Here is a 21,267-nt window from a genome sequence, read left to right on the forward strand (position 1 = left end):
CGATGCTGACCCGGCGCGATACGCTGGCGGCGACCGCCGCGCTCGGCCTGTCGACGGCGGCCCCGGCCTTCGCGGCGGCCCCGGCCTTCGCGGCGGGCGAGCCGGCGGCGGGCGTCCTCAGCAACCCGCGCGCGACCGCCGACGCACGGCGGCTCTACGCTTATCTCTGGAGCCAGTACGGCAAGGCGACGCTGACCGGCCAGCAGGAGCAGGGATCGGGTCCGCCAAACCCGAATGCGGAACTCGACTATCTTCGGCGTGAAACCGGCCGTCTGCCGGCCCTGCTTGGCCTCGATTACATCGACCCCCGGGACAATGACGCGGTCAACGACCGTGCCACGGCCTGGGCACGCTCCGGCGGGATCGTCACCCTGTGCTGGCACTGGGGCGCGCCGGACATCGGCACGGGGTATGAAAACTCGAAAAGGGATTTCGATGTCGCCGCCGCGCTGAAGACGGGCACGCCGCAGAACGTCGCCATGCTGCGCGACATGGATCATGTCGCCGGTCTTCTGGCCACCCTGCGCGACCGGGGCGTGACCGTGCTGTGGCGGCCATTCCACGAATTCAGCGGCGACTGGTTCTGGTGGGGCAAGCATGGCCCGGATGCGTTCAAGGCGCTCTGGCGACTGATGTACGACCGTTGCACCCGGATGCACCGGCTCGACCACCTGATCTGGGTGTGCGGCTGGGCCGGGCAGAATGTCGATCCCGCCTGGTATCCCGGCCGGGCGCAGGTCGATGTGGCGGGCGCGGACATCTATGCCGACGACCACGGCAATCTCGCGCCGATGTTCGCGCAGGTGAAACGAATCGTCGGCGATACCGTGCCGATCTGCCTTCACGAAAATGGTCCGGTCCCCGATTCCCGGCTTCTGGGACGCGATTCGGACTGGCTCTGGTTCATGACATGGCACTCCCGCTGGCTGACGGGCGCGGACCAGAACACGCCCGACCAGCTTCGCCGCGACTTCGCCTCGAAACGCTACATCACCAAGGATGAACTTCCCAAATGGCTGAAGGCACGCGCATGATCCTCGCCCGATACCTCCTGCTGGCGGCCGCCGCCTTTTCGGTGGCCGCCGCCGATGCGCCGGTCGGCGTCAGTCCGGCGCCTGCCGGCCGGGAACAGGGCCGTCCCCTGCCGCTGACGATCGGCGGGCGGGTGGACCGGCAGCCGGACGGGTATCACCGCCAGTGGCCGGGCACGTATTTCGATACCGCGTTCGACGGCGAATCGGTGCAGTTCGCGGTCGGGCCGGGCGACGTGGCGTTGAACGTCACCATCGACGGACAACAGGTCGCGCACCTCGTGAAGCCGCGCCCCGGACGCTATGCCGTAACGGGCCTGACGCCGGCCCGTCATACCATGCGGGTACAGGTCGCCAGCGAGAGCCAGGCCGGCCCGACCGTCTTCGGCGGCATCTATGCGACGGGCACCACCCGCCCCCTGCCCGCCCCGGCCCCGGTGCGACAGATCGAGTTCATCGGCGATTCGCATACCGTCGGCTATGGCAACACCTCGCCGACCCGCGACTGCACCGAAGCCGAGGTCTGGCAGACGACGGACACGTCGCGGGGCGTCGCGGTACAACTGTCTCAGCGTTACCGCGCGGCCTATCAGGTCAACGCGATTTCCGGGCGCGGGATCGTGCGCAACTATGACAACGCGCCCGGCGACACCGTGCCGACCGCCTACCCGTTCACGCTGTTCGACAAGGCGCGGGCCTACACCGATCCGGCATGGCACCCGCGCCTGATCGTCATCGCACTGGGCACCAACGATTTTTCCACGCCGTTGAAGCCCGGCGAGCCGTGGAAGACACGCGCCGACCTGCACGCCGATTACGAAACACGCTACGTCGATTTCGTCCGTCGCCTGCGCGCGCGCGACCCGCAGGCCCATGTTCTGCTCTGGGCGACCGATCTGGCGGACGGCGAGATCGCGTCCGAAGTCGGCAAGGTCAAGGCAAGGCTGGATGCGGCCGGCGTCCGCAATGTCGGCTTCGTCCCGGTCAAGGGACTGGCCTTTTCGGGATGCCATTTCCATCCCTCGGCCGCCGACGATCGCCGGATCGCCGACCAGCTGGCGACCTATGTCGATTCGCATCCGGAACTGTGGTCGAAACGGTAACCATCGACCACCGTTTGCGGTCGGCTTCACGCCATTCGTCGCGTCCGATGTCATGATCCCGTCACAACGCTTGTCAGCCGATATGCAGCAGCGCTATGTGACGACGCCATGACAATTCCCTCACCGGATGGATCGCGCGACCGCCGGATCGAGGATCCTACAAACCTCTGGCTCATTCACCCGACGGCGCGGGCGCTGTTGCCGCGCGCGCTCGCCATGGGGCTGTCCGCCAACATGGTGTCGGTCGTCGGCCTGCTGGTCGGGACGGCCGCCGCCTTTTCCTTTGCCCAGTGGCGCGACTGGCGGTTTGCCGTTCTCGGCCTGGTCCTGGCGTTCTGCTGGCTGGTGGCCGACGGGCTGGACGGAATGGTCGCGCGCGCGCGCGGCACGTCCAGCGCGTTCGGGCGGATGATGGATGGCCTGTGCGATCACGGTGTCTTCTTCCTGCTCTATGTCTGCCTTGCGATGTCGCTCGGCACGCTGGAGGCATGGATGCTGGCCGTCGCCGCCGGGGTTGCCCATGCCGTACAATCGAGCCTGTACGAGGCGGAACGCGCACGCTTCCACCGCCGGCTGAAGGGCGCGCCATGGGCTCCCGCCCCAAGCACCGGTGCGGCACTGGTGCGGCTGTACGATTACGTGGCCGGCAGCATGGAGCGTATCGCCGGCCGATTCGACGCGCGCATGGACGGCAGCAGCGCCGCCGCCGGACTTGTCGCCGCCTATTCGGCGCGGGCGATCGCGCCGATGCGTCTTTTGTCGCTGGAAACCGCAAACGTTCGCGTTATGGCGATCTTCGTCGCATCCGTCGTCGGCGATCCACGTATCTTCTGGTGGTTCGAACTGACGGTGCTGACCGTCGTGGCCGCCATCGGCATCACCTGGCACCGCCAGGTCGAGGCCAGCCTTCTCCGTCGGCGCGCTGGCGCGTTCGACGATGCGAACCTGTCTAATTATTCGAAGGATCACTCTAGCTAATGTCTAACATTCGTATCGCGATCGTTGGGGTCGGCAATTGCGCGAGCTCGCTGGTGCAGGGTCTGACCCATTATCGCGAGGGCACGAACGATACCGTCGGCCTGATGCATTGGGAAATGGGCGGCTACAAGCCAAGCGACATCCAGGTCGTGGCCGCATGGGACGTCGACCGGCGCAAGGTTGGCGTCGACGTCGCCGAGGCCATTTTCGCCAAGCCCAACTGCACCGCGATCTTCGCGCCCAAGGTCGAATCGACCGGCACGATCGTGAAGATGGGCGCGGTGATGGACGGCGTCGCCGACCACATGGCCGACTACAAGGATGACCGGACGTTCTTGGTCGCCAACGACACCCAGCCGACCAAGGCCGAAGTGGTCGCCGAGCTGAAGGCGTCGGGCACCGACGTCCTGATGAACTATCTGCCGGTCGGCAGCCAGCAGGCGACCGAGTTCTACGCCGAATGTGCGCTGGAAGCGGGTGTCGCCTTCGTCAACAACATCCCCGTGTTCATCGCGTCGAACCCGATCTGGGCCAAGAAGTTCGAGGATGCCGGCGTGCCGATCATCGGCGACGACATCAAGGCGCAGCTGGGCGCGACCATCGTCCACCGCGTGCTGACCGACCTGTTCGCCAAGCGTGGCGTCAAGCTGGAGCGGACGTATCAGCTCAACACCGGCGGCAACACCGACTTCCTGAACATGTCGAACCACCGTCGCCTGGAATCGAAGAAGATTTCCAAGACCGAAGCCGTGCAGTCGGTCGCGGCCGAGCGGCTTGACGACGACAACGTCCATATCGGCCCGTCCGATTATGTGCCGTGGCAGAACGACAACAAGGTCTGCTTCCTGCGTATGGAAGGCCAGATGTTCGGCGGCGTGCCGATGAACCTCGAACTGCGCCTGTCGGTCGAGGATTCGCCCAATTCGGCCGGCGTTGCGATCGACATGATCCGTTGCGCCAAGATCGCCAGCGACCGCGGCCTGAAGGGCGTGATCGACCCGGCATCGGCCTATTTCTGCAAGCATCCGCGCACGCAGATGACCGACGATCTCGCCCAGCTGGCGGTCGAGGAGTTCATCGCGGCTTGAACGCGATCACGACCGCGGTCCTGCTGGCAGCAGGCGAAGGCAGTCGACTGCGGGGCATGGCGGCGTCGAAGCCGTTGTGCCCCGTTGGCGGTCGGCCGCTCATCGAACATGCGCTGACCGGCCTTGCCGCCGCCGGGATCACCCGCGCGATCATCGTGCTGGGCTATCTCGGCGACGAGATCGCGGCGTTTCTCGCCTCGCGCGACTGGCCGCTCGCGGTCGAGACGGTGTGGACCGACGATTATCGCCAGCCCAACGGCGTATCGGTGCTCGCGGCGCAGGATGCGCTCGCCGGTGACGATACGCTGCTGGCGATGTGTGACCATCTCGTCACGCCGGCGCTGTACCGGCGCATGGCGGAGGCCGGCACCGGTGGTGGCCTGCGGCTCGGCATCGACCGGCGGCTGGGGCATGACTGGGTCGACCCCCTCGACGTGACCTGTGTTGCGACCGAAGGCGACGCCATTGTCGCGATCGGCAAGGAAATGACCCCGCACGACTGCTACGACACAGGCGTCTTCGCGATCGGCCCGGCGCTCATGGCAGCGCTGTCAGGCCTCCAGTCCCCCTCCCTCACCGAAGGCGTCCGCATGCTCGCCGCCGAAGGCCGCGCACGCGTGGTCGATTGCAGCGACCTCGACTGGATCGACGTCGACGACGCGCCTGCACTCGCGAAGGCGGAGGATTGGTTGCGGGTGCTGGCTTAGGGGATTGGGCGGCTTACGGGACCGTCCAAAAGTGGCGGTAAGTGGACAAGGAGGATCAGCAGGGGCCGTGCCAATAGATGTTTTGGCCCAACTCCGACCAGCACTTTGCAAACATGGTAAGGTTTCGCTTATCCGCAGCAAAACCATATCCCCAGCCGCCATCAAAATATGGCCTCGTGGTCATGTCTACCATGTAGTGCCTAACGATCACCGAATATGGTTTGAGGCTGGCGATCGTCGGAGGCCATTTTTCTTTGGGAAGATAGACGGACGGCATGCCTACACCTACTGCATTATTCACGATAAGACGCTGAGATTCCACCGCTACGGCTGTCAATATCACCTGATTGGACGTCGGGTGCGGGAAGGCACTGTAGGTGGCCAGAGCGATTAGAATCACGACTGGGATGGCCATGCCTAGGCAGCTTCGCACTTTAGTTTCTCCCACTTCGTAGGCTTTGCCGGTACTTTCTCGCCATTGAACTTAACGTGGCTGGCTTTGCGTGCCTGCACGGGGTGTTAGTAGACGTCACGACCCAATCTGCGACGAACGACTGTTATCGGGCGTCAGGCTTCGAAACGGCGGCATCCTTGACAGTACGTGGTACCCAGATCGTACACGATAATCCGCCACTTGCGGGCGAACCGTCGGGAAGCTGGATCCGCTTGAAACAGCCGCCGAGGGGAAAATCGCGGCTGAGCCAGCGACCTTCTGGCGTGTCCTGCTGATAGGGGCGTATCTTTGCCTGTTCGAGAAATTTCCAGAGGCTCGCGGCCGTATCTCCAGCACAGATGTATTTGTGGCTGTCTTCCGTGTCAGTTACATCCCCAGCGGCGACTGCGGCTGCCAAGCACGCTTCCATTAGGCTTGGCACCTGTTCAGGGAACGGGGTTTTAGCACCATCAGCAAGGATAAGGGCGGCGGCAATAATCAGCATCAGTCATTGCCTATGCCACGACTAGTCTGCAGGCAATCTTCAACGTTCTAATCTGAGCGAAAGCCACCACCCATCCTCTATCTTGAATAATGTGGCGGGGAGCGCAACACGCCCCCCGCCCCTGCCATCATTTACCAACCCAGGCCGCAGCCCCGCTGCGCAACTGGTCCGCCACCGCCTTGCGGGTGGCGATGCCGGCGATGGTGCGCTTGGCCCCGCCGCGTGACGCTTCGGGCAGGTTTTTGTCCGCAAATGCGGTGATCTTGCCCGGCATCGCGGGGTCGTTCGAGCCGCCGCCGAGGCCGACGATGTAGCCCGAGCGGGTGCTCTCCTCCAGGAAAGCATCGACCAGCGGCTTGTTGGCGACGGCCCAGTCGAACGCCATGTCGGGGTGACCGCCGGCGATCGAGCGGAGCAGCCCCGCCTTTTGCGGCGCGGTGAAGGTGTCGGTCTTCAGCAGCGCCAGCGCCCGCTGCGCAATCGAATCGTCGCGGGCGGCCCCCAGCAGCGCCACGAACCGGTTCTTGGCGACCGGGTTCGTCTCCGTCTTGGCCAGCGCCAGCAGCGAGTCCCATTCGGCCGGGGTCGCGTTGACCGCATAGGTCGACAGGATCGGCTGGCGGATCGCCGGCGGAATCGCGGTCGGATCCTTGGCCAATGCCGCGACATAGCGCCGCGCCTGTGCCGCGGTGGCCGCGTCACCGTCCGCGCCGAGGCGACCGATCAGCGTCTCGCGCAGGTTGGTCACCAGCGGCGACTCGCCCGCCTTCGCCTCGAACCCGATCCGCGCCAGCACCGGCGACAGGATCGCCAGCGACTTGGCGCGCAACGGCTTCTCCAGCGGCGTGCCCTGATACAGCCGGCTCAGCGTGCCGAAATGCCCGGCCGCGACCGACCATTCGAGCGGGTCGGCGTTCGCGCCCACCTGCCCCATGACGGCCGCCCAGCGCGACAAGTCCTGATAGCCGCCCGCCGCCAGCGCGAAATCGTCGCCCAGCGTCCCCAGCCGGTCGTTCAGGTCAAGCCGGGTGTAATCGCGCACCAGCGCCGCGTGGCCGGCGTCGTCGTACAGCGTCCGGGTGTAGCTGCCCTTGCCGGTGTTCAGCACGACGGTGCCGCAACCGGGCACCGAAACCGGCGTCGCCGCCGCGCCGCTGACGATCGCGCTCGTCTTGCCGCCACCCACGGTCGAGACGACCAATGGCACATGCCACGTCTGTGGTGCCTTGGACGCGGCATCCAGCCCGAAGCGCCCCTGCGTCAGCGTGACGCTGGTCCTGCCGGCCACGCACTTCGCGCCGGTCATCGTCACCAGCGGCACGCCGCCCTGCAGCGTGAAGTCGTGCGCGATCTCGGCGACCGGCTTGCCCGCCGCCGCAGACAGTTCGGCCCAGAGCTGCTCGGTGACGGTGTTGCCGTATTTGTACTTCGCCATGTAGCTGCGGATGCCCATGCGGAACACATCCGGCCCCAGCGTCGATTCGAGCATGCCGATCACCGCTTCGCCCTTGGCATAAGTGATGCCGTCGAACGCCTCGCCGATCTGTTCGACCGTCTGCACCGGGCGGATGATCGGGTGGGTCGCGGCGGTCGCGTCGATGCCCATCGCGCCCTCGCGGCTGAACGCGACGGCCTGCGCCTCGGCCTTCCACGTCGGGTTCAGGTCACCCGCCGACTTGCTCTCCATCCACGACGCAAAGCCCTCGTTCAGCCAGAGATCGTCCCACCACGCCATGGTGACGAGGTCGCCGAACCACTGGTGCGCCATCTCATGCGCGACGACGGTGTAGATGCGCTGGCGGCCGCTTTCGGTCGTCCGCTTGGGATCGAACAGCAATTCGCTCTCGAAATAGAAGATGGCACCCCAGTTTTCCATCGCGCCGAAGAACTGGCTCGACCCCGGCCCGGCGATCATGTCCATCTTGGGCAGCGGATAGGGCTGGCCGAAATAGTCGTTGTAATAGGTCAGCAGCGTCTTGGCCGATGCCAGCGCGTAATCGCCCTGATCGACCACGCCCTTGCGGGTGATGATGCCGATCTCGACATTGCCGACCTTCTCCGCCTTGCGATCGACATCGCCCATGCCGAGGTACAGCAGATAGCTCGACATCAGCGGCGAATCGCCGAAGCGGTAGAGGTTGGTGCCATCGGCCTGCTTCGTCACGCTTTGCGCGGGCATGTTCGAAAACGCGGTCTGACCACCGGGCGCGACGGCCGACAGGCGGAACTTCGCCTTGAACGCGGGCTCGTCCCACATCGGCGCGAACCGCCGTGCGTCGGGGGCCTCGAACTGGGTCGCCAGCATCCGCGCCTTGCTGCCGTCTGCATTGGTATAGTCAATCGCGAACAGGCCCGACGCCGACTGGTTGATCTTGCCGGTCCAGGCCAGCGCCACCGTGTGACGCCCGACCGTCGCGTCACGCGGCAGCGTCAGGGTGATCTGCTGAAGGCCTGCGTCGGTCTTCACCGGCACGGCCGCCCCGTCGAACATCGCCTTCGACACAGCAAGGTCGGCGGCGTTCAGCACGATGGTCCGGGTCGCGGTCTTCACGTCGACGGTGACCGTCTCGCTACCCGAAAACGTCATCGCGGTCGCATCGGGCTTCACGGTGATGTCGTACAGGATCGGCACGACCGACTTGGGCAACTGCCCGGCGGCGAGTGCGGGCGCCGAGACGGACAGGGACAGGATCAGGGGCAAGGCAAGTTTCATGTGGCGCGACTTTCGGTCTGGCAAATCCCGGAATGCCACTGTCTTAGCCGCATGCAACAGGAACGCAATCGCGCCCCGCGCCTGCCGTTGCAACCGTGGCGGAACCGGGGCGGCGGGCTGGACACCCGTTTCGGTTGCGCTATGAAACGGACATGACCGTTCCAGCCCTGCTCAGCCGCCTGCGCCTTCCCGTCATCGGGTCGCCGCTGTTCATCATTTCCGGCCCCGAACTGGTCATCGCCCAGTGCAAGGCCGGGATCGTCGGATCGTTTCCGGCGCTGAACGCGCGACCGCAGGCGCTGCTGGACGAATGGCTGCACCGCATCACCGAGGAACTGGCCGCGCACAACCGCGCGAATCCGGACCAGCCCGCCGCGCCGTTCGCGGTCAACCAGATCGTCCATCGCTCGAACGACCGGCTGGAGCAGGATCTTGAGACCTGCGCCAAATGGCAGGTGCCGATCGTCATCACCTCGCTTGGCGCGCGTGAGGATCTGAACACCGCGGTCCACGGCTGGGGCGGTATAACCTTTCACGACGTGATCGACGACCGGTTCGCACGCAAGGCGATCGAAAAGGGCGCGGACGGGCTGATCGCGGTGGCCGCCGGGGCCGGTGGCCATGCCGGACGGTTGTCACCCTTCGCGCTGGTGCAGGAAATCCGCCAGTGGTTTGACGGGCCGCTGGCGCTGTCCGGGTCGATCGCGACCGGGGATGCCGTGCTGGCGGCGCGGGCGATGGGGGCCGATTTCGGCTATATCGGCTCGCCGTTCATCGCCACCACCGAAGCCAATGCCGACGCGGCGTACAAGGACTCGATCGTCGCCAGCAAGGCGGCGGATATCGTCTATTCCAACCTGTTCACCGGCGTGCACGGCAATTACCTGCGCTCCTCGATCGCGGCGGCTGGCCTTGATCCCGACAATCTGCCCGATGGCGACCTGAAAACGATGAACTTCGGTGGGGGCACGGACAATGGCGGCAGCAGCAAGCCCAAGGCGTGGCGCGATATCTGGGGATCGGGTCAGGGTATCGGCGCCGTCGATCGCATCGAACCGGTCGCCGACCGCGTCGACCGGATGACGCGCGAATATCGCGCGGCGCTCGCGCGGATCGGCGCGGCGTAAACGCGGCCGATCGGGCGGGCTGCTGGCGGACAGCCCTCAGAACGCGCTGGAGAGGCGCATCTGCATGGAGCGTGCGGGGCTGAACACCGGCTCAGGCAGGGCCTGCGCCTGATCGAGCCGCAGAACCCGGCGATGCAGATCCATGCTGGCCGCGACCAGCCCCTGCGCGCGCTCCGGCAGGACGCCGATGACATCGCCCGCCGTCGCCGGCGCATCGCCCATCCGTCGCGACGGATCCAGTGCATCGCGCGGCCGCAATTCACCCGCCTCTACCGCCCGCTGCGTCAGCAACCAGGCAATGACATGCATCAGCCGGGTCGTGATCTTCAACGACTCACACGAAAACGTCACCCGCACGAATGGGTCGAGCGAGTCCCGATCGCCCCGGCCGGATTCGTCGAAATAGCTGCGCGCTTCATCGGCCAACACCATCGCCTCGACATACAAGGCGTCGATCAGGCGGCGTTGGATCGCGGTGTCGGTTGTAAGGATCATATGACGGACCATGGCGAATGCCGACCGCTTGATAAAGCCCGATGTGGCACCAAAATCCGGGCGTTCGTCCCAAACCGGTCCTACCCCCGGACCGGTTTTCCGCATCACGCGATGATGTCGGGAACCAGTTCATCCTCCAGCATCGAGATTTCGTCACGCAGCCGCAGTTTGCGCTTCTTGAGCCGCGCCAGTTGCAACTGGTCGCTGCCGCCCCCCGCGATCAGTGCCACGATGGCCGTATCCAGGTCGCGATGTTCGGTCCGCAGCGCATCGAGCCGCACCGCAATCTGCGTCTCGTCCATATCCGCGTGCCTCCGGCTCGTTGCTTGACGCGCACCCTGTAGCAAAATGCGGACCGGCCGCGAGGGACAAAACGTATCGTCGCGCAAAACTGGTCGCACGGTCGATTTGCCATCCGGGCGATAGCGACTTTTCAAGCCGTGCGTGGTTTACTGATGTCCCAACCAACACCCTTCAGGAGGTAGGACCATGCAGACATCGCATCAGGTGGCACTGGAAACCAAGCACGCCGGACTGGAACGCCAGATCGTGCAGGAAAGCCAGCGACCGATTCCTGACCCGGTAACGCTTGCAAGCCTGAAGAAGCAGAAGCTGCGCCTGAAAGAAGAAATCGCCAGCATCTGACGACATCCCGGTTCCGCTGATTCTTATGGAATGTCGCCTTCAGGATCAGCGGACCGTTTCCCTACGGTCCCGCCCGTTTCAGCGAACGCGCGACACAATTGGCTTGGCGTGCGCTGGAGTATGGTTACCCTTGCCGACCGGTTTGCGCACCTTTTGCGGGTCGATCGGCTTGTCGAGTGCGATGCCGGCCCGCCCCTCCGCATACCACGCCACCCGGCCGCGCATCAGGCCAAGGCCGCGCATCTCCAGTTCGACGCGCGTGTTCATGTCGGTGGGGTCGGGCAATTCCACCATCATTCCGCCGGCCGACAGGTTGCGGACGCGCACCTCCGTATAATCGGTCTGGGTATCGACCAGCCGCAGCCGCGCCATCAAAAACAGGCTGTTGCGTATCTGCGCGCGCTTGCTCTCGGCATCGGACGTGTCGCTGGCGGATGGCCGGTGGAAAATGTTCATGCGCGATCCCGCACCGAATCTGGCAGATGGTTCTGGTTCGGAGACACTAGCACCAAACCGTGGACAGAAGCTTAACCGACGGCGCTCGGCCTATTCCTCGCGCGATACTTTTTCGTTGCGTTCGTGCCGCTCCTGCGCCTCGACCGTCATGGTGGCGATCGGCCGCGCCTCCAGTCGACCAAGGCTGATCGGCTCGCCCGATACCTCGCAATAGCCATATTCGCCGTCATCAATCCGGCGGAGCGCGGCGTCGATCTTGGAAATCAGCTTGCGCTGCCGGTCACGGGTGCGCAGCTCGATCGACCAGTCGGTCTCGCTCGACGCACGGTCCGTCAGGTCCGCCTCGCGCAGTGAATCCTCCTGAAGCAGCGACAGCGTACCCTGGGCCTCGCGCAGGATCGCCTCTTTCCATTGCAGCAGCTTGGTACGAAAATAGGCCTGCTGCCGGGTATTCATGAACGGCTCGTCGGCGGATGGCCGATACCCCTCGTCCCCATCGCTAGGGGCGTCAGAACCGGACCCGGCCGGTTGGTCGGAACGCGTATACGCCGTCGCCATCATCTTCTCCCAGTGGTCCGTCGGTGTATTTGACATCATACGGGCCACCCCTGTTCGCAGGCCCTATAGGCGGCGGCGGCGGGCGCGACAAGCGATTGAGACGACGCAATATAGGGCCGATCTCGACCGATTCTCTTTCGCGATTCCCGTTCGATCGGTAACCCCGATGCCGATGCGATCCATCCAGCCCGGGATTCCGCTCCCCCTCGATGCGATGGGGCCGGCATTTGATCTGCCGATGGACAAATCCTGTATCATTGCGGAACATTAACGAAGAACGGGGCCGATCCAGCCGATGAAAAGGGTTGGGAATGTCGATTTTGAGAGTTAACGAGATTGCACTTAAGCGATTGTTCGGCACTTTGGGGCAAGAACGGCGCAGGAAGTCGTATCGGGTAATCGGGAACCGGTATGATTAGCACGCGGCGGTAACGGGAAAGAAAAAAGACCATGTCGGTACGGATGGCTTTGGCAAAATTGTCGGCATGTGCCGCAGGCGGCGCGCTGATCGGCGGCGGTGCCGTCCATGTCGCGGAAAGCCCGCGCCGTCAGACGGTCATGACCAAATCGGTCAAGCAGAAGCCCGTGCAGGTCGCCCGTCGCAAGGTCGTGACCCGGACCGCGTCGGTTCGCCCGCGCGTCCGAAAGGTGGTGACGACGACGACCACCGCCTGTGCGCCGACCGTCGTCACGGTCGCCAATCAGGCCGCACCGGTGCCGGTGCCCGCCGCCTTCGGTGACGGCTTCGTCGGGGGTGGCGGCGGTGCCTTTCCGGTCGTGGTCGGTGGCAGCGGCGGGTTCTTTCCCGGTGGTGGCGGTTTCGGCGGCGGCTTCGGCTTTGGCGGCGGGGCCGGATCGAGCGGCAGCATCGTGATCTCCTCGACCTCCAGCGGCGGCAGCGTTTCCAGTTCGGGGATCGTCTCCAGCTCAAGCTCGGGTGCCGTGTCGAGTTCGTCCGGGAACGTGTCCAGCTCATCGGGCAATGTATCGAGCTCCGGCACTGTCTCCAGCTCGGGCAATGTTTCAAGCTCCAGCTCGGGCGACGTTTCCAGTTCCAGTTCGGCATCGAGCGCCAGTTCGAGCGCAAGCTCAAGCTCCAGCGCGAGTTCGGCATCCAGCTCTGGCTATGGCTCCAGCAGCAAGGGGTGGTCGTCGGGCGGCTGGTCCTCCGGCGGATGGTCGTCGAACGGATCGAGCGGCAGCACGGGGTCAAGCACCAGCACGGGATCGTCGACCAGCACCGGCTCGTCCGGTTCGGGCAGCACGTCGAGCGCCAGTTCTGGCAGTTCGTCGACCAGCAGCGCCTCGTCGGGCAGCACCGGATCCAGCGGCGGGCCGCCGGCACCCGTCCCCGCGCCACCGATGGTGCTGCTGTTTGGGGCAGCGGCCATGGCGCTGTTCGCTCGCGGCAAGCTTGCCAAGGGTCGCGTCGCGGCCTGAATCCACCACGGCGAGAGCAATCGGGAAAATGGCCCGCGGTGAGAGCCGCGGGCCATTTTGGTATCAGGCGTTCTGCAGGGCCTTGGCGATGTCGGCGATCGGGTGGCCGGTCAGATCCTTGTCGATCTCGCCCTTCAACCGGTCGCTGACCGTCTTGTGATAATGTTTTCGCAGCTCGCCCAGCGTCTTGGGCGGTGCGACGATGATGAGCGATTCAAAGTCGTTGGTCAGCGCCCGCTTCTTCAGCAGCTCGGCGGCATCGGCGGCGAAGCGGTTTTCTTCCAGCTGGTGGAAATCGGCATCCTCATAGCCGCTGCGGCCCGCTCCGACGCTGGACTGAGTCCGGCCGGGGCGGTCGGTGACATGGTCGCTGTTGCTGGGATTGTCCTGCTCGCGTGCGGTTTCCACCACCAGATTCGGCGTTACGGCATCCCCCTGATTACGCAGGAACAGCATCTTACGGCCGTCCGCGACAAGGACGACGGCGTTGTGGGGAAGCTGCATGATGGTTTCTCCATGTCTGTTATCAATGCGGCGCCAACGCTTCGGGGCTTGGACGGGTTGCGCCATACGGATTACACGGGCTGGATTACACCATCTGGATTATGGGGCCGGGTTGCGAACGCGGTGGCGCGCCGTCATAGGCTATGGCCATGCACGACATCCGCCTGATCCGCGACGATCCCGCCGCCTTTGACGCCGCCCTTGCCCGTCGCGGCCTGCCGCCCCAGGCCGGATCGCTGGTCGCGCTGGACGAACGCCGCCGCCAGACGATCGCCGCCGCGCAAGAGGCGCAGACCCGCCGCAACGACCTGTCGAAGCAGATCGGCCAGGCCAAGGCGCGCAAGGACGAGGCCGTCGCCGCCGCGCTGATGGCCGAGGTCGCCGACCTGAAAGTCCGCCTGCCCCAGCTGGAGGAGGAGGAGCGCGCGATCGCCGCCGAGCTGGACACCGCGCTGGCCGCCATCCCCAACCGGCCCGCCGCCGACGTTCCCGCCGGTAGCGACGAGGATGACAATGTGCTGGTCCACAGCTGGGGCGAACCAAGGGCGTTTGCCTTCGAGCCACGCGAGCATGACGTCATCGCTCCCGCACTGGGCATGGATTTCGACACCGGCGTCCTGCTGGCGGGGGCGCGTTTCACGCTGCTCCGCGGGCAGATGGCCCGGCTCAGCCGCGCGCTGGGGCAGTTCATGCTCGACCGGCTGGTGAACGATCACGGGTTCGAGGAAGTATCCCCCCCGCTGCTGGTCCGAGACGAGGTCGCGTTCGGCACCGGTCAGCTGCCGAAGTTCACCGACGACCTGTTCCGCACCACCGACGGGCGCTGGCTGATTTCCACCGCCGAAATGTCGCTGACCAACATGGTGCGCGAACGCATCCTGACCGAAAAGGAGCTACCCTTGCGCTTCGCCGCGCTGACCCCCTGTTTCCGGTCGGAGGCCGGGTCGGCCGGGCGCGACACGCGCGGGCTGATCCGCCAGCACCAGTTCGAAAAGGTCGAGATGGTGGCGATTACCACGCCCGAAGCCTCCGACGCCGAGAACGAGGCGATGACCCGCATCGCCGAGGGCGTGCTGGAGGCGCTGGACCTGCCCTATCGCCGGATGCTGCTGTGTACCGGCGATCTCGGTTTTTCGATGGCGCGGACCTATGACCTTGAGGTCTGGCTGCCAGGTCAGGCGCGCTACCGCGAGATTTCCAGCTGCTCGAACGGCACCGACTTCCAGGCGCGGCGCATGGCCGCACGCTATCGGGCCGAAGGCGGCAAGCCGCAGTTCGTCCACACCCTGAACGGATCCGGGCTGGCCGTGGGCCGGACGCTGGTCGCGGTGATCGAGAATTATCAGCAGGCCGACGGATCGGTCGCCATTCCCGCCGTGCTGCAACCCTATATGGGCGGCAAGACCCTGCTGGAGCCGACCCGCTGATGCGTATCCTGCTGACCAACGACGATGGCTATCATGCGCCGGGCCTGAAGGTGCTGGAGCGGATCGCCGCCTGTTTTTCCGACGACATCTGGGTCGTCGCCCCGGCGGAGGAACAGTCGGGTGCCGGCCATTCGCTGACGCTCAGCAAGCCGATCCGCGTCCGCCGGCATGGCGACAAACGGTTCGCGGTGGCCGGCACGCCGACCGACGCGGTGATGATGGCGCTGGCCAGGATCATGGCGGATTCGCCGCCCGACCTGATCCTGTCAGGCGTCAATCGCGGGGCGAATCTGGCGGAGGACGTGACCTATTCGGGCACCGTATCCGCCGCGATGGAGGGCGCGCTGGCCGGCGTCCGCTCGATCGCGCTCAGCCAGGTCTACAGCCGCGAGGGGATGGGCGATTCGGTCCCGTTCGAGGCGGCCGCCGCATGGGGTGAGCGGGTGTTGCGTCCGCTGATCGACGCGCCGCTTGCCCCCCGAACCCTGGTCAACGTCAATTTCCCGCCGCTGCCCGCCGATCAGGTACAGGGCATCCGCGTCGTCGGTCAGGGCCTGCGCGACTATGGCCGGTTGCAGATCGACACGCGCACCGATCCGCGCGGCTATGACTATCACTGGTTCGCGCTCGGCCCCGTCGTCCACACGCCCGGGCACACGACCGACCTGGAGACGATCGCCGATGGCCATGTATCGGTCACGCCGCTGCACCTCGACATGACGCATTCAGCTTCGCTGGCGCTTCTGTCGCAGGCATATGGGTAGGGGCGGATCATGCGGGTGAAAACGGCGATACTGGCCATGTTGGCGGCAACGACCGCCGGATGCATCCCCAGCGTCGACGCACCCGCGCCGACCTATGACAGCCCGCCGCCCGCTCGCGCGACGTCGCCCGAGCGCCCGCCGCAGCGCGGGCGATTGCCGCAGCAGGATCGCCTGCCCCGCGATCAGGTCGACCGGTCGCCGCCGACCCGCGTGCCGGCCCCCGTCTATCCCGCCCGGCCTGCCGATACCGACGTCACCACCCTGCCCGCCCCGCGCCCGGCATGGGAAGCACGGCCGGTCGTGGCCGATGCCCGCGTCGTCGCCGAAACCGTATACGTCGTGCAGCCCGGCGATTCGCTGCGCCGGATCAGCGAGCGGACGAACGCGCCCTCCGAACTGATTGCCCGCGCCAACGCCATTCCGCCACCCTTCACCGTCCGCGTCAGCCAGCGGCTGACCATTCCCGGCGGCCGCTATCATCTGGTCCGGTCGGGTGAGACGGGCATCGCGATCGCCCGCGCATATGGCGTGGAATGGTCGCGGATCGTCGCCGAAAACCAGTTGGCCGACCCCTATATCCTGCGCACCGGCCAGCGCGTTGCGATTCCCGGAACCCGCACGACCGGCAGCACTGCCGCCGAACGCGCCGCCGCCTTTCGCCTGGACGTCGACGACATCCTGACCGGCAGCCAGCCCGCGCTCGCGGTCAACGAGGCCCCGGCAAAATCGGTGGCGACGCCCAGGCGTGTCCTGCCCGCCACGGTAGCGATCGCGACTCCGGCACGCCTGCGTACCGGGTTCCTGTGGCCGGTCGACGGGTCGCTCATCCGCCGCTTCGGACGGGGCGACAGCGGGGTCCGCAACGACGGCATCAAGATCGCCGCCCCGCTCGACACGCCGATCAAGGCGGCGGCGGACGGCGTCGTCGCCTATGTCGGTGACGGCGTCGCCTCGCTGGGCGGACTGGTCATCGTCAAGCATGGCGACGGCTGGACCAGTGTCTACGGTCACGCCAGCAAGCTGATGGTGCAACGCGGGCAGAGCGTGAAGCGCGGCCAGACCATCGCCCTGTCCGGTGACAGCGGCTTCGCCGATCAGCCGGAGGTGCATTTCGAGCTGCGCCGCGGCCGCACGCCGGTCGACCCGCTGGGGCAGTTGCCACGGCGCTAGGCTCTATTGGCCGCTCGCCCGACACCATGCTAAGCGCGCGGGCATCATGACGACCTATGCCTCAGATCTTCTCACCACGCTGACCACGCGCGGCTATGTCCACCAGATGACCGATGCCGCCGGCCTTGACGCACTCGCGGCCAGGCAGGTCGTCCCCGGCTATATCGGCTTCGATCCGACCGCGCCGTCGCTGCACGTCGGCAGTCTGGTGCAGATCATGCTGCTGCGCCGCCTGCAACAGACGGGGCACAAGCCGATCGTCCTGATGGGTGGCGGCACCGGCAAGATCGGCGACCCCAGTTTCAAGGACGAGGCGCGCAAGCTCGCCACGGACGATACGATCCGTAGCAACATCGCGTCGATCAAGCGGATCTTCGAACGCTTCCTGACCTTTGGTGACGGGCCGACCGATGCCGTCATGCTGGACAATGCCGAGTGGCTCGACCGGCTGGAATATATCCCCTTCCTGCGCGAAATCGGCCAGCATTTCTCGGTCAACCGGATGCTCGGGTTCGATTCGGTCAAGCTGCGCCTCGACCGCGAACAGTCGCTCAGTTTCCTCGAATTCAACTACATGATCCTGCAGGGCTACGACTTTCGCGAGCTGTCGCGGCGGGCGGGATGCCGGTTGCAGATGGGCGGCAGCGACCAGTGGGGCAACATCGTCAACGGCATCGACCTGACGCGCCGGATGGACGGCACCGACATCTTCGGCCTGACCACGCCGCTCATCACTACGGCGGATGGCGGAAAGATGGGCAAGACGATGTCGGGCGCGGTCTGGCTGCACGAGGACCAGCTACCGCATTTCGATTACTGGCAGTTCTGGCGCAACACCGATGACCGCGACGTCGGGCGTTTCCTGCGCCTGTTCACCGATCTGCCGCTCGACGAGATCGCCCGGCTGGAGGCGCTGCAAGGGGCCGAGATCAACGCCGCCAAGATCGTGCTGGCCAACGAAGCCACCGCGATGTGCCGGGGTCGGGCCGCCGCGGAGGATGCCGCCGAAACCGCGCGGCGGACGTTCCAGGAGGGAGCCGCCGGTGCATCCCTGCCGCGGTTCGTCGTGACCGGCTCGACGATTGGCGTGGTCGATGCCCTGATCGGCCTTGGTTTCTGCGCATCGAAGGGCGAGGCCCGGCGATTGATCGGCGGTGGCGGCGCGCGTGTCGATGGCGAAAAGGTCGGCGACGAGACCTTTGTCATCACGCTTGGCGACGCGCCGGCCAAATTGTCCGCCGGCAAGAAGAATCATGGGCTGATTGTCCGCGAACAACATCCATAACGGCGCGTATACCGGATCTTTGTCCTTTCCCTTCATGGTGATGCCCTATCGCCACGGGGGTGGGACAACACGGGGGTGCGCAATGGCGACGAGATTCGCTGATCTGACGCACGAAGGGCGCAACGATCAGCGTCATGCGGTGCATCATCGGCTGCGGCTCAGGCGCGGCCACACCGACTATTTCACGGCGACGATCGTCAACCTGTCCGTTCAGGGCTTCATGGCGCGGTGCGATCATGACGTTGCGGTCGGCGATCGGTTGAGCGTGACCCTGCCGGGCAACGGCGTCTTCGATGCCGAGGTGCGCTGGGCGCTGGGTGGGCGAATCGGGTGCCGCCTCGACCGGCCGGTGCCGATCGCCGGCTTCTATGCGATGCTGGCGACGATGAGCGATCGGATCTGACGGCTCAGCCGGACCGCAGCAGCGCGACGCCGGCATCGCGGTCGAACAGATACAGCACGGTTCGTGCCGCCTGTCCGCGCGGCGCATCCAGCCCGCCGTCACGGTCGATCAGCAGCCGGGCGTCGTCCTGCGCGCACTGGATCAGGTCGTTCAGCGCCTCGGGCGCGACCAGCCGGAATGCCGCCTCCCCCGACTGACGCGTGCCCAGCATCTCGCCCGCCCCGCGCAAACGCAGATCCTCCTCGGCGATGCGGAACCCGTCATTTGTCTCGCGCATCAGCGCGAGGCGCGCGCGCGACGTCTCGCTGAGCGACGTCCCCCGCAGCAGGAAGCACCGCGACAGCCCACCGCCACGCCCGACCCGCCCGCGCAACTGATGCAGTTGTGCCAGCCCGAAGCGGTCGGCATGTTCGATGACGATCAGCGTCGCATTGGGCACGTCGACCCCGACCTCGATGACCGTCGTCGCGACCAGCACGCCGGTTTGCGCGGCGGAAAACGCGGCCATCACCGCATCCTTCTCCGCCGGCTTCATCCGTCCATGCACCAGCCCGACCCGGTCGCCGAACCGCGCGCGCAATGTTTCGGCGCGCATTTCGGCGGCGGCCAGATCGCTTTTCTCGCTTTCCTCGACCAGCGGGCAAACCCAGTACGCCTGCCCGCCATCGGCCAGATGCCGGCCAAGCGCATTGACGATCTCGTCCAGCCGGTCCTCGCTCATGACCCGCGTTTCGATTGGCTCGCGACCCGGCGGCATTTCATCGAGCCGGCTGACGTCCATCTCGCCATATTGCGCCAGCGTCAGCGTGCGCGGGATCGGTGTCGCGGTCATCGCCAGCAGGTGCGGCGGAACCTTGCCCTTGGCCTGCAACATCATCCGTTCGGCCACCCCGAACCGGTGCTGCTCGTCGACCACCACCAGCGCGAGGTCGCGGTAGCCCACCGCCTCCTGGAAGATCGCATGGGTGCCGACCAGTATGTCGATCTCCCCGGACGCGAGTCCCATCAGCGTCGCCTCCCGCGCGCGCCCCTTGTCGCGTCCGGTCAGCACCGCGATATTCAGCGGCAGGCCGGCGAGCAGTTTGCGTAATGTCTCGTAATGCTGGCGCGCGAGGATTTCGGTCGGAGCCAGCATCGCGCCCTGCGCGCCCGCCTCGACCGCGATCAGGAGCGCCATCGCCGCGACCAGCGTCTTGCCCGACCCGACATCGCCTTGCAGCAAACGCAGCATCGGCGCGCTCTGTGCCAGATCGCCCTCGATCTCCGCGATCGTCCGGCTCTGCGCACCGGTGGGCGTATAGGGCAGGTCCAAAGCATCCCGCAGCCGCCGGTCGCCGACCAGCGCCCGGCCTTTGCGCGCGCGGGTGGAAGCGCGGACCAATGTCATCGCGAGCTGGTTGGCGAATACCTCGTCATAGCCCAGCCGTTCGCGCGCCTTCGTATCGGTCGGGTCGGCATGGATCCGTTGCAGCGCATCCAGCCAGTCCGGCCATTCGCGCTTGGCCTTTAGCCCCGGCTCGATCCATTCGGGCAGATCGGGCGCGCGCGCGATGGCTTGCGCCGCCAGCGCGGCCAGCCGGCGCGAGGTCAGTCCTTCGGACAACGGATAGATCGCCTCGCGCAGGGCGAATGCCTCGCCCGGCTCGCCAAGCTCGGGGTGGACCATCTGCAATTCCTGGCCATAGGTTTCCAGCCGCCCCGACACGCGCTTGGCCTCGCCGATCGGCAGCAGCTTCTTCACCCAGCCCGAATTGCCCCCGAAATAGGTCAGGCTGACATAATTGCCGAGCGCATCGGTCGCCTGTACCCGCGTCGGTCCGCGCCCGCTGCTGGTTCGGTAACTTTGCGGGGTCAGCGTGATCGCGATGATCCGCCCGGCATCGGCCATGTCCAGTTCGTCGCGCGGGATCCGGTCGACATGGCCGGTCGGCAGGTGGAACGCGACGTCGATGACCCGGGCCAGCCCCAGCCGGTCGAGCGGCTTGGCCAGCGCGGGGCCGACGCCCTTCAGCGCGGTAACTTCGGCGAACAGCGGATTGAGGATTTCGGGTCGCATGACTATCTGTCCCCTACCCCCAGCCGACGGCCGCCGCCAGCGTCCGCCGGCCTATTCGTGTCTGGAGCGCTTTCGATGGATCACGCCACCCGCCTGAAACGCCTCCGCTTCCGCGCATGGCACCGCGGCACCAAGGAAGCCGACCTGATGATCGGCGGGTTCTGCAACACCAACTGCGACAGCTGGACCGAGGAACAGATCGTCTGGTTCGAGGCGCTGATGGAGGAACAGGACGTCGACATCATGGCCTGGGCGATCGGCACGCAGCCCATTCCGCCGCGCTGGGACACCCCGCTGATGCAGGCGATGCGGTCAATCGACTACGTCCCGATCGCGAAATAGCGCTCGCGTCGCGCACCGCCCCGGCGAAGGCCGGCAC

Annotated in this window: 24 protein-coding genes; 13 read left to right on the forward strand and 11 right to left on the reverse strand. The window is 66.0% G+C overall.

Going from position 1 to position 21,267, the window contains the following annotated elements; genetic code table 11:
• The first annotated feature begins 2 nt into the window (after positions 1-2).
• The 5 genes from ASE75_RS07050 (at position 3) to ASE75_RS07070 (ending at position 4,907) form a co-directional block, all read left to right on the forward strand.
• Positions 3-1,034, forward strand: a complete 1,032-nt coding sequence (locus ASE75_RS07050) for a glycosyl hydrolase (protein WP_055931148.1) — start codon at positions 3-5, stop codon at positions 1,032-1,034.
• Positions 1,013-2,134: an SGNH/GDSL hydrolase family protein gene (locus tag ASE75_RS07055; protein ID WP_055931152.1), complete on the forward strand. Its 1,122-nt coding sequence runs from the start codon at positions 1,013-1,015 to the stop codon at positions 2,132-2,134. Before ASE75_RS07050 ends, ASE75_RS07055 begins: the two co-directional genes overlap by 22 nt.
• Positions 2,135-2,242: 108 nt before the next feature.
• Positions 2,243-3,112 carry a CDP-alcohol phosphatidyltransferase family protein gene (locus ASE75_RS07060; protein WP_055931155.1) on the forward strand — a complete coding sequence of 290 codons (870 nt, stop codon included), beginning with the start codon at positions 2,243-2,245 and terminating at the stop codon, positions 3,110-3,112.
• Positions 3,112-4,200: an inositol-3-phosphate synthase gene (locus ASE75_RS07065; protein ID WP_055931158.1), complete on the forward strand. Its 1,089-nt coding sequence runs from the start codon at positions 3,112-3,114 to the stop codon at positions 4,198-4,200. The genes ASE75_RS07060 and ASE75_RS07065 overlap by 1 nt, the downstream gene beginning before the upstream one ends.
• A complete protein-coding gene (locus tag ASE75_RS07070) occupies positions 4,197-4,907 on the forward strand; it encodes a phosphocholine cytidylyltransferase family protein (protein WP_235512546.1) in 711 nt (236 codons plus the stop codon). The genes ASE75_RS07065 and ASE75_RS07070 overlap by 4 nt, the downstream gene beginning before the upstream one ends.
• A gap of 55 nt (positions 4,908-4,962) precedes the next feature.
• On the opposite strand, the gene ASE75_RS15410 is transcribed toward ASE75_RS07070, so the two are convergent.
• The 3 genes from ASE75_RS15410 to ASE75_RS07075 form a co-directional block, all read right to left on the reverse strand.
• Positions 4,963-5,322: a hypothetical protein gene (locus ASE75_RS15410; RefSeq protein WP_156340277.1), complete on the reverse strand. Its 360-nt coding sequence runs from the start codon at positions 5,320-5,322 to the stop codon at positions 4,963-4,965.
• Between the two features lie 142 nt (positions 5,323-5,464).
• Entirely contained in the window at positions 5,465-5,845 is a 381-nt protein-coding gene (locus tag ASE75_RS15415) for a hypothetical protein (protein ID WP_156340280.1), read from the reverse strand.
• Positions 5,846-5,972: 127 nt separating this feature from the next.
• Positions 5,973-8,558 (reverse strand): M1 family metallopeptidase, encoded by a 2,586-nt coding sequence (locus tag ASE75_RS07075; protein WP_055931161.1) that lies wholly within the window; start codon positions 8,556-8,558, stop codon positions 5,973-5,975.
• 152 nt (positions 8,559-8,710) lie between these two features.
• Here ASE75_RS07075 and ASE75_RS07080 point away from each other — a divergent pair, with 152 nt between their 5' ends.
• Positions 8,711-9,685, forward strand: a complete 975-nt coding sequence (locus tag ASE75_RS07080; protein ID WP_055932087.1) for an NAD(P)H-dependent flavin oxidoreductase — start codon at positions 8,711-8,713, stop codon at positions 9,683-9,685.
• A 36-nt stretch (positions 9,686-9,721) separates the two neighbouring features.
• On the opposite strand, the gene ASE75_RS07085 is transcribed toward ASE75_RS07080, so the two are convergent.
• Both ASE75_RS07085 and ASE75_RS07090 read right to left on the reverse strand, forming a co-directional pair.
• Positions 9,722-10,180, reverse strand: a complete 459-nt coding sequence (locus ASE75_RS07085; protein ID WP_082463875.1) for a DUF1465 family protein — start codon at positions 10,178-10,180, stop codon at positions 9,722-9,724.
• Between the two features lie 104 nt (positions 10,181-10,284).
• Positions 10,285-10,482: a YdcH family protein gene (locus ASE75_RS07090; protein ID WP_055931164.1), complete on the reverse strand. Its 198-nt coding sequence runs from the start codon at positions 10,480-10,482 to the stop codon at positions 10,285-10,287.
• A gap of 187 nt (positions 10,483-10,669) precedes the next feature.
• Between ASE75_RS07090 and ASE75_RS15080 the strand changes: the two genes are divergently transcribed.
• Complete coding sequence (locus tag ASE75_RS15080; RefSeq protein ID WP_082463849.1) at positions 10,670-10,825, forward strand: YdcH family protein; 156 nt, start codon at positions 10,670-10,672, stop codon at positions 10,823-10,825.
• 78 nt (positions 10,826-10,903) lie between these two features.
• Here the strand turns inward: ASE75_RS15080 and ASE75_RS07095 are convergent, their stop codons facing one another.
• The 5 genes from ASE75_RS07095 to ASE75_RS07115 form a co-directional block, all read right to left on the reverse strand.
• A complete protein-coding gene (locus ASE75_RS07095; protein ID WP_055931167.1) occupies positions 10,904-11,281 on the reverse strand; it encodes a PilZ domain-containing protein in 378 nt (125 codons plus the stop codon).
• 90 nt (positions 11,282-11,371) lie between these two features.
• Positions 11,372-11,737: an RNA polymerase-binding protein DksA gene (gene dksA, locus ASE75_RS07100; protein ID WP_235512547.1), complete on the reverse strand. Its 366-nt coding sequence runs from the start codon at positions 11,735-11,737 to the stop codon at positions 11,372-11,374.
• An 803-nt stretch (positions 11,738-12,540) separates the two neighbouring features.
• Positions 12,541-12,822 (reverse strand): hypothetical protein, encoded by a 282-nt coding sequence (locus ASE75_RS15420; RefSeq protein WP_156340283.1) that lies wholly within the window; start codon positions 12,820-12,822, stop codon positions 12,541-12,543.
• A 141-nt stretch (positions 12,823-12,963) separates the two neighbouring features.
• Positions 12,964-13,230: a hypothetical protein gene (locus ASE75_RS15425; RefSeq protein WP_055931172.1), complete on the reverse strand. Its 267-nt coding sequence runs from the start codon at positions 13,228-13,230 to the stop codon at positions 12,964-12,966.
• 112 nt (positions 13,231-13,342) lie between these two features.
• Entirely contained in the window at positions 13,343-13,783 is a 441-nt protein-coding gene (locus tag ASE75_RS07115) for a host attachment family protein (RefSeq protein WP_055931174.1), read from the reverse strand.
• Between the two features lie 149 nt (positions 13,784-13,932).
• Here ASE75_RS07115 and serS point away from each other — a divergent pair, with 149 nt between their 5' ends.
• The 5 genes from serS to ASE75_RS07140 all read left to right on the forward strand — a co-directional run bounded on the left by serS (position 13,933) and on the right by ASE75_RS07140 (position 18,832).
• Entirely contained in the window at positions 13,933-15,210 is a 1,278-nt protein-coding gene (gene serS / locus ASE75_RS07120) for a serine--tRNA ligase (protein ID WP_055932096.1), read from the forward strand.
• Positions 15,210-15,974, forward strand: coding sequence for a 5'/3'-nucleotidase SurE (gene surE, locus ASE75_RS07125; protein WP_055931176.1), 765 nt, complete (start codon positions 15,210-15,212; stop codon positions 15,972-15,974). The genes serS and surE overlap by 1 nt, the downstream gene beginning before the upstream one ends.
• Before the next feature lie 9 nt (positions 15,975-15,983).
• Positions 15,984-17,144 carry a M23 family metallopeptidase gene (locus tag ASE75_RS07130; RefSeq protein ID WP_235512548.1) on the forward strand — a complete coding sequence of 387 codons (1,161 nt, stop codon included), beginning with the start codon at positions 15,984-15,986 and terminating at the stop codon, positions 17,142-17,144.
• 46 nt (positions 17,145-17,190) lie between these two features.
• Positions 17,191-18,429: a tyrosine--tRNA ligase gene (gene tyrS, locus ASE75_RS07135; RefSeq protein ID WP_055931182.1), complete on the forward strand. Its 1,239-nt coding sequence runs from the start codon at positions 17,191-17,193 to the stop codon at positions 18,427-18,429.
• An 82-nt stretch (positions 18,430-18,511) separates the two neighbouring features.
• Positions 18,512-18,832: a PilZ domain-containing protein gene (locus ASE75_RS07140; RefSeq protein WP_055931185.1), complete on the forward strand. Its 321-nt coding sequence runs from the start codon at positions 18,512-18,514 to the stop codon at positions 18,830-18,832.
• A gap of 4 nt (positions 18,833-18,836) precedes the next feature.
• Here ASE75_RS07140 and recG read toward each other — a convergent pair whose 3' ends face one another.
• Complete coding sequence (gene recG / locus ASE75_RS07145) at positions 18,837-20,888, reverse strand: ATP-dependent DNA helicase RecG (RefSeq protein WP_055931189.1); 2,052 nt, start codon at positions 20,886-20,888, stop codon at positions 18,837-18,839.
• A 75-nt stretch (positions 20,889-20,963) separates the two neighbouring features.
• Between recG and ASE75_RS07150 the strand changes: the two genes are divergently transcribed.
• Complete coding sequence (locus ASE75_RS07150; RefSeq protein ID WP_055931192.1) at positions 20,964-21,230, forward strand: FAD assembly factor SdhE; 267 nt, start codon at positions 20,964-20,966, stop codon at positions 21,228-21,230.
• Positions 21,231-21,267 lie beyond the last annotated feature (37 nt).

Origin of the sequence: Sphingomonas sp. Leaf17, assembly GCF_001421505.1 — a bacterium.
Classification (GTDB): Bacteria; Pseudomonadota; Alphaproteobacteria; order Sphingomonadales; family Sphingomonadaceae; genus Sphingomonas.